Genomic DNA, 14283 nt, shown 5'->3' with positions numbered 1-14283 from the left:
ATCCATGACGACCCAGAGCAAGGGCACCGTGCCCGCGGACGGTGCCCCGCCGGCCGTCGAGTTGCGAGACATCTCCAAGCGCTTCGGCGCCGTGCAGGCCAACCGTGAGGTCAGCCTGAGCGTGCGCGCCGGCACCGTGCACGGCCTGGTCGGCGAGAACGGCGCCGGCAAGAGCACGCTGATGGCCATCCTCTACGGCTACTACCAGGCCGACAGCGGCAGCATCGCCATCGCCGGCCGCCCGGTGCAGATCAAGGACTCGCAGCAGGCGATTGAGCTGGGCATCGGCATGGTCCACCAGCACTTCATGCTGGTCGACACCCTGAGCTGCCTCGACAACGTGATGCTGGGCGCCGAGCCGGCCTTCTTCCTCAATGCCGCCAAGCGCAAGGTCCGCAGCCAGTTGCAGGCCTTGATGGCCGAAACAGGCCTGCATGTGCATCTGGACGCTCTGGTCGGCGAGCTGCCGGTGGGCGAGCTGCAGCGCCTGGAGATCCTCAAGGCCCTGTACCGCGGCGCCAAGATCCTGATCCTGGATGAGCCCACCGCGGTGCTGACCCCGCAGGAAACCCTGCAGCTCTTCGAGACCCTGCGCCGCCTGCGCGAGCGCGGCACCACCATCCTCCTGATCACCCACAAGCTCAAGGAAGTGATGGCGCTGTGCGATGCCGTCACCGTGATGCGTGCGGGTCAGGTCGTGCAGACCAAGTCGATCACAGAAACCAGCCCCGAAGACCTGGCCCAGGCCATGGTGGGCCGCAAGGTTCATCTGGGCCGGCCCGAGCAGGCCGCCGCCCACGACGCCGCGGCACCGCTGCGCCTGCGGGTGCAGGGCCTGAGCCTGACTGCCGGCCAGGCCGTGCCCTTGCTGCAAGACATCGGCCTGCAGCTGCGCGCTGGCGAGATCGTCGGCGTGGCCGGCGTGTCGGGCAATGGCCAGACCGAGTTGCTGGAAGTGCTCAGCGGCATGCGTGCGCCGGAGGCTGGCCAGCTGGAACTCGGTGGGCGCCGCTTCGACGCTGCGTCGGGCCCGTGGCTGGAGCCGCGCAGCGCGCGCGAGTGCCGCCTGGCCCATGTGCCGGAAGACCGCCATGCCTGCGGCATGGTGATGAGCTTCCCGGCCTGGGAAACCGCGGTGCTGGGCTATCAAGACCTGCCTCTGTACCGCAGCGGCCCGCTGGGTGCGGCCATGAACCACGAGCGCATGAAGTCCGAGGCCGCGGCCATGGCCGAGCGCTTTGATGTGCGCCCGCGCGACATGAACATCGGCTCCAGCAAGTTCTCGGGCGGCAACCAGCAAAAGCTGGTGCTGGCGCGCGAAATCGGCCAGGCGCCCACGGTGCTGCTGGTCGGCCAGCCGACGCGCGGCGTCGACATCGGCGCCATCGAGTTCATCCACCAGCAGCTGCGCGCCTTGCGCGATGCCGGCTGTGCGGTGCTGGTCGTCAGCAGCGAGCTGGACGAGATCCTGGCCCTGTCCGACCGTGTCATCGTCATGAACGGCGGCCGCATCACCGGTGAGCTGGACATCGCCGAGTGCACCGAAACCCGCCTGGGCCTGCTGATGGCAGCCACCGCGAAAGAAGAAACGAACGCTGCGGCGTTGCAACAAGCATGAGTGCATCTTCATCTTCATCGAGCAGCGCCTTGCCGCGCTGGATCGACTTGGGCCTCTTGCCCTTGTGGAACCTGGCCGTGGCCCTGGGCGTGGCCGGCCTGGTGGTGCTGGCGATTGGCCAGAGCCCCATGCATGCGCTGAGCGTGCTGCTGCAGGGCTCGCTCGGCAGCCTGCGCGGCCTGGGCTACACCCTGTACTACACGACCACCTTCATCTTCACCGGCCTGGCCGTGGCCGTGGCCATCCACGGCGGCTTGTTCAATATCGGCGGGGAAGGGCAGGCCACGTTTGGCGGCCTGGGCGTGGGCCTGCTGGCCCTGGCCCTGGGCGCGCATCTGCCGGCCGCGGTGCTGCTGCCGCTGCTGGTGATCGCCGCGGCGGTGTTCGGCATGGTCTGGGCCTTGATCCCCGGCTGGCTGCAGGCCTGGCGCGGCAGCCACATCGTCATCACCACCATCATGTTCAACTTCCTGGCCGCCAGCCTGAACGTGTATCTGCTGGTCAACTGGCTGCGTCCGGCCGGCAGCATGGCGGTGGAGAGTGCGGACTTTGCCGAGTCGGCACGCATGCCGGCCCTGCATCAGCTGGCGGCGCTGTTCGGTGTCGAGATGCCATCCTCGCCGCTGAACCTGAGCCTGCTGCTGGCCTTGCTGGCTTGCGTCTTCGTCTGGTGGTTTTTGTGGAAGAGCGCGGCCGGCTATGCCTTGCGCGCCGTCGGCAGCGCGCCGCGCGCCGCGCATTACGCCGGCATCCGCCCCAAGTACCAGGTGCTGGTGGCCATGGGCCTGGCCGGCGCGCTGGCCGGTCTGGTGGCGGTCAATGAGATTTCCGGCGTGCAGGGCAAGCTGACCCTGGACTTCGTCGCCGGTGCCGGCTTCACCGGCATCGCCGTGTCACTGATGGGCCGCAACCATCCGGTCGGCATCGTCCTGGCTTCGCTGCTGTTCGGCGTGCTGTATCAGGGCGGCGTGGAAGTGTCTTTCGAGCTGCCGGGCTTCAGCCGCGAGATGGTGGTCACGGCCCAGGGCCTGATCGTGCTGTTCGCTGGCGCCATGGCGACCGTGAGCCTGCCGCTGTTCGTCAAGCTGCACGGCTGGCTGTCTGGAAAAAACAAGGGCGTTGCGAAGGAGCTGGCTCATGGATGAGATCCTGATCGGCTCGATGCTGGCCTCGACCCTGCGGGTCACCACGCCGCTGCTGCTCTGCGCCCTGGCGGGCTTGATCAGCGAGCGCTCGGGCGTGATCGACATCGGCCTGGAAGGCAAGATGTTGTTCGCGGCCTTTGCTGCTGCGGCGGCCGCCAGTGCCAGCCATTCCACCGGCATGGGCCTGGCGGCGGCCATCGCCGTGGCCTGCGCCATGTCGCTGATCCACGGCTTTGCCTGCGTCACCCACCGCGGTGATCAGGTGGTGTCGGGTGTGGCGCTCAATATGGTGGCGGCGGGCCTGACCGTGGTGCTGGGCATCGCCTGGTTCGCCCAGGGTGGCCAGACCCCGCCGATCACGGCCGATGTGCGCCTGACCGGCCTGATCCCCGGCTGGAGCGAGCCCGAGGCGGCCGTGGCGGCCCTAGGCCCCTGGCTGGGCGCCATCGTCGGCCACGGCCTGCTCAGCCACAACCTGCTGGTCTACCTTGCTTTCTTCCTGGTGGCCGGGGTCTGGTTCTTCCTCGAGCGCACCAAGCCGGGCCTGCGCCTGCGCGCGGTTGGCGAGAACCCGGCCATGGTGGACGCGGCCGGTGTGTCCGTGCCGCGGCTGCGTTATGCCGCGTTGATGCTCAACGGCCTGCTCTGCGGTTTGGCCGGCGCCTACCTGACCCTGGCGCAGAACGCCTCCTTCTCGCCGAACATGACGGCCGGCCGCGGCTACATCGCCTTGGCCGCCATGATCTTCGGCAAGTGGAAGCCCCTGCCCACGCTGGCCGCCTGCCTGCTGTTCGGCTTCCTCGACGCCCTGGCCATCCGCATGCAGGGCGCGGTGATCCCCGGTGTCGGCGAAGTGCCGGTGCAGCTGATCCAGGCCTTGCCTTATTTGCTGACCGTGATCCTGCTGGCCGGCTTCATCGGCCAGGCCCTGGCGCCCAAGGCGCTGGGCCGGCCCTACCTCAAAGAACGCTGAGCACACGCGTGAACGCTCTCAAGAACGCTCTCACACCGGATCTGGTGCAGCGCCTGCTGGCCGCCTCGCTGGGCGCGCGCCAGCATTCGCATTCGCCGTACTCCGGCTATGCCGTGGGTGCCGCCGTGCTCGATGAGCAGGGCCGCATCCATGCCGGCTGCAATATCGAAAACGCCGCCTACCCGCAAGGCTGGTGCGCCGAGGCCTCGGCCTTGACCGCCATGATCATGGCCGGCGGTCGCCGTGTCAGCGCGGTGCTGGTCACCGGCCCCGGTCCGGACATCATCACGCCCTGCGGTGGCTGCCGCCAGAAGCTGCGCGAGTTCGCCGACCCGGAGCTGATCATCATCGCAGCCGACCCGGGCGGCATCCGCCAGCAGTGGACGCTGGAACAGCTGCTGCCTTTCAGTTTCGGCCCCGAGCATCTGAAGCTCTGAGCCATCGCAACAATTCCCAGGAGGAACCTCATCATGATCGACCACAAGACCCTCAATCCCGCCATCGCCCAGACCGCCGAAAAGCTCAAGACCTTGTTCGGCGCAGCCCCGGCCGTGGCCGTGGTGCTGGGCTCGGGCTGGGCCGGCGCGGTCAGCCTGGTGCAGAACGCCAAGCACCTGGCCTACACCGAGCTGCCGGCTTTCCCGCAGCCCAAGGTGGAAGGTCATGTCAATGAGATCGTGGTCGGCACCATCGGCGAGCAGGCCGTGGTGATGCTTCGTGGCCGCGCCCACACCTACGAGAGCGGCGATTGCACCGGCATGGCCGGCGCCCTGCGCAGCCTCAAGGCCTGGGGTGTCAAGGTGCTGCTGCAGACCAATGCCTCGGGGTCCATCCGCAGCCACATGCCGGCCGGCAGCCTGATGTTGATCAGCGACCACATCAACGCACCGCAGCGCTCGCCCCTGGTCGGCGAGCCCGGCAGCGAGCGCTTTGTCGACATGAGCACCGCCTACGACCTGGAGCTGCGTCAGCACGCCAAGGGCGTGGCCAAGGCCCAGAACCTGATGCTGGGTGAGGGCGTCTATTGCTGGGCCCTGGGCCCGCAGTTCGAGACCCCGGCCGAGATCCGCATGTTCGCCGCCTGGGGCGCCGACGCCGTGGGCATGAGCACCGTGCCGGAAACCATCCTGGCCCGCCACGCCGGCCTGCGCGTCATGGGCCTGGCCCTGATGACCAATATGGCTGCCGGCTTGTCCGATGAAGCCCTGACCCATGCCCTGACCCTGCAGCAGGCCCAGCAGTCCGGCGAGCGCGCGGCGCAGTTCCTGGGCGCCGTGGTGGCCGGCATGGCCGATCTGGCCTCGCTGAAAGACTGAGCGCCCTCCCATGGCCTCTTTGGAACTGAAAGAAAACGCAGCGCGCCTGGCGCTGCAATGCCTGGACCTGACCAGCCTCAACGACGCCGACACGGCCGAGGACATCGCCGCCCTGTGCAGGCGCGCTCAGACGCCCTACGGCCCGGTGGCGGCCGTCTGCGTCTGGCCGCGTTTCGTGGCGCAAGCGCGCGCGGCCTTGCCGGCCGAGATCAAGGTGGCGGCCGTGGCCAACTTCCCGGACGGCGCCCTCGATCTGTCACGCGCCCTGGCCGATGTGCAGGCGATTGCCACGGCCGGCGGCGATGAAGTCGATGTGGTCCTGCCGTATCGCGCCCTGATGGCCGGTCAACGCAGCGAGTGCGCCGAGTTCCTGGCCGAGGTGCGCCATGCCAGCCGGCCGCTGACGCTCAAAGTCATCATCGAGAGCGGTGAGCTCAAGACCCCCGAGCTGATCGCGGATGCGGCCCGCCTGGCCTTGATGGCCGGCGCCGACTTCGTCAAGACCAGCACCGGCAAGACCGCGGTCTCGGCCACGCCGCTGGCCGCCCGCCACATCCTCAGCGAGATCGCCGGCAGCGGCCTGGTCTCGGCCGGTTTCAAGGCCTCGGGTGGCATTCGCACGGTGACTGACGCCCAGGTTTATCTGGAGTTGGCGGCCGACAAGCTCGGCGCCGCGGCGCTGAACCCGCGCCGTTTGCGCTTCGGCGCCAGCGGCCTGCTGGGCGATATCGAAGCCGTGCTGTCTGGCACTGCCGCGCCCGCCAGCACCGCCAGTTACTGAGCGCAGCGGCCGTGTGGGCCCAGGAGATCATTCGCGCCAAGCGCGATGGCGCGGCGCTGTCCGAAGCGCAGATCCAGAGCATGGTGCGCGGCCTGGTCGATGGCAGCTGGAGCGAGGGCCAGATCGCGGCCCTGGCCATGGCCGTCCTCTGGCGCGGCATGAGCCGGGCTGAGTGCGTGGCCCTGACTCGGGCCATGCGGGACTCGGGCCGCCAGATGCACTGGCGCGATCTGCCTGGCCCGGTGTTGGACAAGCATTCCAGTGGCGGCGTGGGCGACAAGATCAGCCTGATGCTGGCGCCTCTGGTGGCCGCCTGTGGCGGCTTTGTGCCCATGATCTCGGGCCGTGGCCTCGGCCACACGGGAGGCACGCTGGACAAGCTGGAGGCCATCCCCGGCTTTTGCGCCACGCCCGAGGCCGCGCTCTTCGAGCGCATCGTGCGCGAGGTCGGCTGCGCCATCATCGGCCAGACGGCCGACCTGGCCCCGGCCGATGGTCGCTTCTATGCCGTGCGCGACATCAGCGCCACGGTGGAGAGCGTGCCCCTGATCACCGCCAGCATCCTGTCCAAGAAGCTGGCCGCCGGTCTGCAAGGCCTGGTCATGGACGTGAAATGCGGCAACGGCGCCTTTGCCGACTCGCCCTGGATGGCCCAGGAGCTGGCCCACAGCATCGTCGGCGTGGCCGCCGGTGCCGGCCTGCCGACCCGGGCCCTGATCACCGACATGAACGAGGTGCTGGGCCAGACCGTGGGCAACAGCCTCGAGTTGCTGGAGGCCATGAAGTACCTGCGTGGCGAGGCGCGCGAACCGCGCCTGCATGCCCTGACCCTGGCCCTGGCCGGCGAGATGCTGCAGCTGGGTGGCTTGGCGGTCAACGCTGCGGATGCGGAAGCCAAGTTGCAAGCCGCCCTGGACAGCGGCGCCGCGGCCGAAAAGTTTGCACAGTTGGTGGCGGCCCAAGGTGGGCCGGCCGATCTGCTGGAGCGGCCCGATCGCTACCTGGCCGCCGCGCCGGTGCAGCGCCTGGTCTGTGCGCCGCGCGCGGGCCGTTTGAGCGCGATGCAGACGCGCGAGATCGGCCTTGCCGTGGTTGAACTGGGGGGAGGGCGGCGCCAGGCGGGCGACCGCATCGATGTGCGCGTGGGCCTCTCGGATGTCTTGCCCTTGGGCACCGTGTTCGAGGTCGGCCAGCCTTTCGCGATGGTCCATGCGGCTGACGATCCTGCAGCCGAGCGCGCCGCGGCTGCCGTGCTGGCGGCCTGCGATTTCAGCGAGCCTGAGGCGCCTTGGAGCCCCGCAGACCTGATTCAGGCCCGTGTCGGCTAGACTTCACGCCCCGTGGATCCGCCTGCATCCACCTGACCACTGCTGTACCTCTGCCATGCCTGATATCGACGACGCCACGCCCGCTCCCGCCACGCCCGACAGCCCGGATGGCGCCTCGCCCCGCCGCGGCATCAAGAGCTTTGTGGTGCGCGCTGGCCGCATGGGTTCGGGCCAGGTCAAGGCCCTGGCCGAGCTGGGCCCCAAGTTCGTGCTGCCCTTCCAGGCGGGCCAGCGCCTGGACACCGCGGCCGTGTTCGGGCGAGAAGCACCGGTGGTGTTCGAGATCGGTTTCGGCATGGGTGATGCCACCGCCAAGATCGCCGAGACCCTGGCCGACCATGACTTCATCGGCTGCGAGGTGCATGAGCCCGGCGTCGGCGCCCTGCTCAAGCACATCGAGGAAAAGCAGCTCGGCAATATCCGCATCTTCCAGCACGACGCCGTCGAAGTGCTGGAACAGATGATTGCCCCGGCCTCGCTGGCTGGCGTGCACATCTACTTCCCCGACCCCTGGCACAAGAAGCGCCACAACAAGCGCCGCCTGATCCAGCCTGAGTTCGTGGCCAAGCTGGTCCAGCACATCCGTCCCGGCGGATATCTGCACTGCGCCACCGACTGGGAACCCTATGCCCAGCAGATGCTGGAGGTGCTGGGCGCCGAGCCGCTCCTGGAAAACACGGCCGCCGGCTACGCGGAAAAGCCCAGTTATCGCCCGCTGACCAAGTTCGAGAACCGCGGCCTCAAGCTGGGCCACGGGGTGTGGGATCTGGTGTTCCGCCGCCGCCCGCTGGCCTGAGCAGGCTGGCCCCGGCCAGCAGCACCAGGCCCAGGGCCAAGGGCAGGGTGGCGATGAAGCCGGCATGCTTGAAGCCCAAGGCGCCGATCAAGCCACCGACAAAGAAGGCCAGCACCAGGCTCAGGTGGATGCGCAGGCGTTGCCGGTTGGCCATCACGCGTGCTTGAATGAGCCCGGCCGGCGCCCGGTTCCAGTAGAGCAAACGCCCAAGCTCCAGGCCCAGATCGGTCAGCAGGCCGGTGACATGGGTGGTGCGGATCTCGGCATGCGAGATCTTGGTGATCAGGGCGTTCTGCAAGCCCATCACAAAGCACAGCAGCACGGCAGTCAGCGAGACACGCAGGATCTGGTGCGGCAGCAGCTGGCTGCCGATCAGGCCGAACACCAGCAGCAGCGCCGCCTCCAGCAAGAGCGTCGGCACATAGGCCCAGCGCGGCCGGTGGCGCAGGCCGTAATTGACCAACAGCGCCGTACTGGCCGCGCCCATCACAAAAGCCGCCACCGCCAGCAGGGCGCTGAAGGCCAGACCGAACTGGCCCAGGGCGATGTGGTCGGTGCTGGCCGAGATCAGGCCGGTCATGTGCGAGGTGTACTGACCCACGGCCAGAAAGCCGCCGGCATTGAGCGCACCGGCCACAAAGGCCAGGCCGGCGCCCAGGTGCAGATTGCTGCGCGCGCTGCGTTCCGGCGCGGTCAGCTGAGCGAGGTAGTCCACGGGCATAGGCCCTGAGCATAAGGGCTGGCACGCCGAAGCCTGCGGCACAGCTGCTAGAGTGCCGCCCATGTCTGAATCCACATCTCTGGCCGGCCGCCACATCTTGCTGGCCCTGTCCGGCGGCATCGCCTGCTACAAGAGCGCCGAGCTGACCCGGCTCCTGACCAAGGCCGGTGCCACGGTCCAGGTGCTGATGAGCGAAGCGGCCGAGCACTTCATCACCGCCGTCACCATGCAGGCCCTGTCGGGCCGCACGGTGGCCACCAGCCAATGGGACGCGCGCGAGCCCAACAATATGGCCCACATCAATCTGAGCCGCGAGGCCGATCTGATGCTGATCGCCCCGGCCAGCGCCGACTGCATCGCCAAGCTGGTGCAAGGCCGGGCCGATGATTTGCTGAGCCTCACCGCCCTGGCGCGGCCCAGCGATCGCTGCCCGCTGCTGGTGGCGCCGGCCATGAACCGCGAGATGTGGGCCCACCCGGCCACGCAGCGCAATATCGCCCAGCTGCGCGCCGACGGCGGCATCGTGCTCGGCCCGGGCAACGGCGAGCAGGCCTGCGGTGAAACCGGCGATGGCCGCATGCTGGAAGCGGCCGAGTTGCTGGACGAGCTGATCGCGTTCTTCCAGCCCAAGCTCCTGGCGGGCCGCAAGCTCCTGATCACGGCCGGCCCGACCTTCGAAGCCCTGGACCCGGTGCGCGGCATCACCAACCTCTCCAGCGGCAAGATGGGTTTTGCGATCGCGCGCGCGGCTGCCGAGGCGGGCGCCGCGGTCACCCTGGTGGCCGGCCCGGTGCACCTGCCCACGCCGCGCCATGTGCGCCGCATCGATGTGCAAAGCGCGCAGCAGATGTTCGATGCCGTGCTGCCCTTGGCTGCACAGCATGAGCTCTTTGTCGCCACCGCGGCTGTGGCCGATTGGCGGCCGCTGGCGGCCAGCGCGCACAAGATCAAGAAAGACCCGAGCCAGGGCAATCGCCCGCCGGCTTTCGAGATGACTGAAAACCCCGACATCCTGGCGTCGGTCGCGGCCCTGCCGGCCGGCCAGCGCCCGCGCCTGTGTGTGGGCTTTGCTGCGGAGAGCCAGGATCTGGCCCGCCACGGCCGCGACAAGCTGCTGCGCAAAAAGGTGGAGCTCGTCGTCGGCAATATCGGCCCGGCCACCTTCGGCCGCGATGACAACGCCTTGCTCTTGATCGATGCCGAGGGCGAGCGGGAGCTGCCCCGTGCCGACAAGCTCAGCCTGGCCCGTCAGCTGGTGGCCGAGATTGCCCGCCGCGTCTGACCGCCTTCTTCGTTTTCTTTTCCGATTCCCATGACCACCACCACCGTCGATCTCAAAGTCCTGGACCCCCGCATGGCGGAGCAGGTGCCCAGCTATGCCACGCCCGGCAGTGCCGGCCTGGACCTGCGCGCCTGCCTCGATGCGCCCATCACGCTGGCGCCGGGCCAGACCACCCTCATCCCCACCGGCCTAGCCATCCACATCGGTGACCCGGGTCTTGCGGCCATCATCCTGCCGCGCTCGGGCCTGGGCCACAAACACGGCATCGTGCTCGGCAATCTGGTTGGCCTGATCGATTCCGACTACCAGGGCCAGCTCATGGTCAGCTGCTGGAACCGGGGTCAGAGTGAGTTTGTCATCCAGCCTTTCGAGCGCATCGCCCAGTTGGTCTTGGTGCCCGTGGTTCAGGCCGCCTTCCGCCGCGTCGAGGAGTTTGGCGACGCCAGCAGCCGGGGCGAGGGCGGTTTCGGCTCGACCGGCAAGCACTGAGCTCGCGGCCCGCCTGGAGGCGGAGCGCGCGGGCTGTCGGCGCTGCGCCACATCGGCTGCTGCCTGCGCCGGAGGGCGTTTTTCCTGCGCCGGTTTGGCCCTGCATCAAATGATGCGGCTTCTCTGCCCTGTTCGGCGCATTGCGGATGGCTGAAAAGCCTTACACCTGCGATAGTTGAAACATCGGTGGGACAGCCGACACAAAGGAGATGCAGATGGCAACACAGCCGCAAGCCGCAGCCGAGGGCGCCAGCGATGTGATCGCGGCCCGCATGCGCGCCCTGATGGTGCGTGCCCCCGTGGCCGCGGGCTTCGTCAAGAACGGTCAGTTCGAGGTGGTCAGTGAGCAGTTCAACCACCTCTTCGGACATGGCGACGAGACCGATCTCGCCGGTCAGGGCACGCGCAGCGTGCAAGTGTCCGATGCCTCTCATCAGTCGCTGCAGGAGCGCACGCATGCGGCTTTTGTCGGCGGCAAGCCCCTGGACGATGAGATCGAGTTCGTGCGTCGCGACGGCAGCCGTTTCTGGGGCCGCCTGCAGGCGACGCCGGTGCATTGGGACCAGCCGGGCGGCGAGTCGCTCTGGATCGTCGATGACGTCACCGTCGCGCGTCAGCAGCGCATGCAGCCGACCTGGACGGCCAAGCACGATGTGCTGACCGAGCTGGCCAATCGCCGCGAGTTTGAGCGCCGCCTGACCGAGCATGTGGGCAGCCGCCGCCATGAGCCGGTCTCGGTGCTGTGGATCGACATCGACAAGTTCGGCGAGGTCGTGGCCGGCATGGGCGCCGAGGTGGGCGACCATTTCCTCTACGGCCTGGGCCAGCTCCTGATCACCAAGGTGCGTGCGTCCGACCTGGTGGCTCGTCTGGAAGATGACCACTTTGCCGTGCTGCTGCCCAATTGTGATCAGCACTATGCCGAGATCGTGGCCGAGAAGATGCGCGCCGGCATCGCCGCCTACCGCCTGCGCTGGGGCCTGCACCGCACCCGCGTCAAGGCCTGCCTGGGCGTGGTGCAGCTGCAAGCCTCGCTCGAATCCGTGGACGCCGTCCTGGGCGCCGCTGCCCTGGCCTGCACCGAAGCCAAGGCCGCCGGCGGTGACAGCGTGCGGGTCTTCATCTCTGCAGGGGCGTTTGAGGAACTGGCCGGCTGAGCCCGACCTGGGACCCCGTTCCGACAGCCCGCCGGCCCGGCCGACGGGCTTTTTTGTGCCCATTCGCTGAGAGCCTCAGGGCTGGCGTGAGGAAATAGCCAGAAAAACGCATTCTTTTCTAAAGTTCAGCGCGCGGCTGCCGATCTCGTCGGGACAATCCTGGCCTGCACCAGTAGTTTCGGAGCGTTGCTGCCATGTCCATCGGTCTGTCCACCGCCCTGTCCGGCATCTCGGCCGCCAACGAGCGCTTGCGCGCGTCGGCCCAGAGCACGGTCAGCAATGCGTCGGCCGATTTCCGCCGACAGCAGCTGCAGGCACAGCAGGCGGATGCGCAACAGGCCCAGCAGGGCAATCAGGCGTTGCGCCAGGTGCCGGCGACCGGCCCTTCGGCCGAGGCCGACCTGATCACGCAGAAATCGGCGACCTACGCCTTTGTCGCCAATCTGCGCGTGCTGCAGACCCAGCTGCGTGCCAGCGGCACGATGCTGGACATCCATGCCTGATTCACACCAGGTTCAGGCCTGATTCCAGGCGCCCGTGCCACACGGCTGCACTCAGCGCAGCGGCAGCCTCAGGCGCACCCAGGTGCCGCGGCCGAGCTCGCTGTCGATGCGGATCTGGCCTTGCATCAACTCTTCGACCACGGTGCGCACCACGCTCAAGCCGAGCCCTGCGCCCTCGCTGCCCAGGCGGCCGCTGAAGAACGGGTCAAAGATGCGCGGCAAGGCTTCGGCCGGGATGCCGCAGCCGTTGTCTTCCAGGCTGAGGCTCAGCGCCTCCCCATCGGCGCTGTCGTCCCGACGCAGCCGCAGCTGAATCCGAGCGGGAGCCGCCGCAACACTGCGGTCCTTCAGCCCATGGTCGACGGCGTTGTCCAGCAGCTCCTGCACCACATTGTGCAAAGACTGCATGGGCCCGAACATGGGCATGGCCGCGGGCAGATCGGCCGCCAGATCAATGCCCGCCGCCTGGCAACGTGCCTGGTTCAGCTCGATCAGGCGATGCATCAGGGCGCTGGCGTCGAAGTCCTGTGCCATCTCCTGCTCGCTGTCCAGCGACAGGGCTTTCAGGCGCTGGATCAGCTGACTGGCGCTTTCCAGCGAGCGGTCCACCAGGGAGGAGCATTGCTGCAGCGAGCTGGCGGTCTCGCTGAGCGCCTGACGGCGCAGCTGGCCCGCCTGCAGCCATTGCTCCAGCTCCTGCGCACGGTCGCGGATCACCGAGGCGCCCATGCGCGCATTGCCCAGCGGCGTGTTCAGCTCATGCGCCATGCCCACCACCATGCGGCCCAGAGCCAGCTGTTTTTCCTGCTGCATGACGGTGCGCAAGGCCTCCTCCAGCGAGGCGGTGCGGGCCAGCACACGCGCCTCCAGCTCTTCATTGGCCTGCTGCAGGGCGGCTTCGGCCGCACGGCGAATGCTGGCCTCGGCTTGCAGCCGGCTGAGGGTCTGCTGCAGCTCGGCATTGCGAGCGGCCAGCGACTGTTCCAGCTGGCCGCCGTGGCGCGCCAGCTGCTCGTTTTCCAGGCGCACGCGCTGCAGCTGGAACACATCGTCGACCGCACGCGACAGGGTGCCGGCCACGGCTTGCAGACGCAGGCGCTGAAAGCTCAGCAGGCGCTGGCTGCAGCGCAGGGCGGAGCTGCTGTCACCGGCTGCTTCGCCGAAGCGAACGATGGTGCGCAGCAGGTATTCGTGAACAAAGCGCAGCCCATCGCCGGCCTCGGCCAGCTCGGCCTCGAGGTCCAGCAAGGCCTGCCAGCGGGGCGCATCTGGATGCTCGCGCCAGGCCAGCAGGGTCTGGCTCAGCTGCAGGGCCTGGCGCGCCCCGGCGATCTGGCGCCAGACGCTGCCGGCGCCTGTGCGCAGCAGGCGCTCGATATGGGGCCGCGCATCGGCGGTGTCGCCCGCCAGCAGCTCGATGTAGGCCAGATTGAGCGAGGACAGATGAACATCTTCCTGCAGGCCATGCTGCTGGGCCAGTTGCAGTGCATCCAGGTGATGGGCGCGGCAGCGCAGCCAGAGCGGGTGCCCTGGCGGCGCGAGCTGCTCATCGGCCAGCACAAAGCAGGCGGTGGCGCAGTAGTTGAGGATGCGATGCACCGTGCCCGGCCGCATCTGCGCGCGGCGGGCCAGCAGGGCGTCGCTGTTCTTGATCAGCTCCTCATACATGCCCGCCTGGGCCATGATGCGGCCTCGCACCGCCTGTAGCTGATCGCTGAGGTTCTGCGACTGTGCGCGTTGACTCAGCTGCAGGGCGCGTTCCAGGCTCGACAGTGCCGCATGGTGCAGGCGCAGCCGGGTTTGCAGTTCGGCCAGGGGAAAGAGGGTCAGCACCTCGACCAGTGGATCGTCCACGAGCGCGGCGGCCTGCTGGCACAGCTCGTAGGCCTCCTGCAGCAAGAGTGCGTCACCGCGGCTGGCTTCGGATTGCAGATGCAGGCTCAGATGCAGGGCGCGGGCCAGCAGCTGGTCGCCTGGCTCGCTGATCTGGGGCAACAAGGACTCCAGCAGCGGGGCGGCCCGGTCCAGATCCATCTCGCTCATCCAGGTCTGGGCTTGCAGCAGCTGCTCCCGGACCGGGCCTGGTAGCGAACCCTTCGGCGCCGCGGAGGATTCAGGGGCTTCAGGGTCAGGTCTTGACGGCGACGGCGACTTTGACTGCACGAGGGCGAACT

The 14283-nt window shown here is 68.3% G+C and carries 14 protein-coding genes; 12 read left to right on the top strand and 2 right to left on the bottom strand.

The genetic code is table 11. The annotated features are described in order from the left end of the window. Positions 1-4: 4 nt before the first annotated feature. The 8 genes from C1O66_RS06015 to trmB are packed head-to-tail and all read left to right on the top strand — an operon-like array spanning position 5 to position 7957. Entirely contained in the window at positions 5-1618 is a 1614-nt protein-coding gene (locus C1O66_RS06015) for an ABC transporter ATP-binding protein (RefSeq protein ID WP_102767056.1), read from the top strand. Then, entirely contained in the window at positions 1615-2763 is a 1149-nt protein-coding gene (locus tag C1O66_RS06010; protein ID WP_102767055.1) for an ABC transporter permease, read from the top strand. Before C1O66_RS06015 ends, C1O66_RS06010 begins: the two co-directional genes overlap by 4 nt. Further along, the gene (locus tag C1O66_RS06005) at positions 2756-3736 is read left to right on the top strand and encodes an ABC transporter permease (protein WP_102767054.1); all 981 of its coding nucleotides are present in this window, start codon (positions 2756-2758) and stop codon (positions 3734-3736) included. The genes C1O66_RS06010 and C1O66_RS06005 overlap by 8 nt, the downstream gene beginning before the upstream one ends. A gap of 8 nt (positions 3737-3744) precedes the next feature. Then, positions 3745-4173: a cytidine deaminase gene (gene cdd / locus C1O66_RS06000; protein ID WP_171828024.1), complete on the top strand. Its 429-nt coding sequence runs from the start codon at positions 3745-3747 to the stop codon at positions 4171-4173. A 33-nt stretch (positions 4174-4206) separates the two neighbouring features. Continuing rightward, a complete protein-coding gene (locus C1O66_RS05995; RefSeq protein ID WP_102767053.1) occupies positions 4207-5052 on the top strand; it encodes a purine-nucleoside phosphorylase in 846 nt (281 codons plus the stop codon). A 10-nt stretch (positions 5053-5062) separates the two neighbouring features. Further along, positions 5063-5833: a deoxyribose-phosphate aldolase gene (gene deoC / locus C1O66_RS05990; protein WP_102767052.1), complete on the top strand. Its 771-nt coding sequence runs from the start codon at positions 5063-5065 to the stop codon at positions 5831-5833. A gap of 11 nt (positions 5834-5844) precedes the next feature. Then, the gene (gene deoA / locus C1O66_RS05985) at positions 5845-7161 is read left to right on the top strand and encodes a thymidine phosphorylase (protein WP_102767051.1); all 1317 of its coding nucleotides are present in this window, start codon (positions 5845-5847) and stop codon (positions 7159-7161) included. Between the two features lie 55 nt (positions 7162-7216). Further along, a complete protein-coding gene (gene trmB, locus C1O66_RS05980) occupies positions 7217-7957 on the top strand; it encodes a tRNA (guanosine(46)-N7)-methyltransferase TrmB (RefSeq protein ID WP_102767050.1) in 741 nt (246 codons plus the stop codon). Here the strand turns inward: trmB and C1O66_RS05975 are convergent. After that, the gene (locus C1O66_RS05975; protein WP_102767049.1) at positions 7902-8678 is read right to left on the bottom strand and encodes a YoaK family protein; all 777 of its coding nucleotides are present in this window, start codon (positions 8676-8678) and stop codon (positions 7902-7904) included. The genes trmB and C1O66_RS05975 overlap by 56 nt on opposite strands. Positions 8679-8739: 61 nt before the next feature. Between C1O66_RS05975 and coaBC the strand changes: the two genes are divergently transcribed. The 4 genes from coaBC to C1O66_RS05955 all read left to right on the top strand — a co-directional run bounded on the left by coaBC (position 8740) and on the right by C1O66_RS05955 (position 12109). Beyond that, a complete protein-coding gene (gene coaBC, locus C1O66_RS05970; RefSeq protein ID WP_102767048.1) occupies positions 8740-9960 on the top strand; it encodes a bifunctional phosphopantothenoylcysteine decarboxylase/phosphopantothenate--cysteine ligase CoaBC in 1221 nt (406 codons plus the stop codon). A gap of 30 nt (positions 9961-9990) precedes the next feature. Continuing rightward, positions 9991-10449 carry a dUTP diphosphatase gene (gene dut / locus C1O66_RS05965; protein ID WP_102767047.1) on the top strand — a complete coding sequence of 153 codons (459 nt, stop codon included), beginning with the start codon at positions 9991-9993 and terminating at the stop codon, positions 10447-10449. A gap of 215 nt (positions 10450-10664) precedes the next feature. Then, a complete protein-coding gene (locus C1O66_RS05960) occupies positions 10665-11606 on the top strand; it encodes a sensor domain-containing diguanylate cyclase (RefSeq protein WP_165794499.1) in 942 nt (313 codons plus the stop codon). A gap of 194 nt (positions 11607-11800) precedes the next feature. Further along, the gene (locus tag C1O66_RS05955; RefSeq protein ID WP_102767045.1) at positions 11801-12109 is read left to right on the top strand and encodes a flagellar basal body rod protein; all 309 of its coding nucleotides are present in this window, start codon (positions 11801-11803) and stop codon (positions 12107-12109) included. Positions 12110-12160: 51 nt separating this feature from the next. On the opposite strand, the gene C1O66_RS05950 is transcribed toward C1O66_RS05955, so the two are convergent. Then, positions 12161-14152 carry a sensor histidine kinase gene (locus C1O66_RS05950; RefSeq protein ID WP_102767044.1) on the bottom strand — a complete coding sequence of 664 codons (1992 nt, stop codon included), beginning with the start codon at positions 14150-14152 and terminating at the stop codon, positions 12161-12163. Positions 14153-14283 lie beyond the last annotated feature (131 nt).

The sequence above is a fragment of the Paucibacter aquatile genome (assembly GCF_002885975.1).
GTDB lineage: Bacteria > Pseudomonadota > Gammaproteobacteria > Burkholderiales > Burkholderiaceae_C > Paucibacter_A > Paucibacter_A aquatilis.
This window is presented reverse-complemented; position numbering and strand designations above follow the sequence as displayed.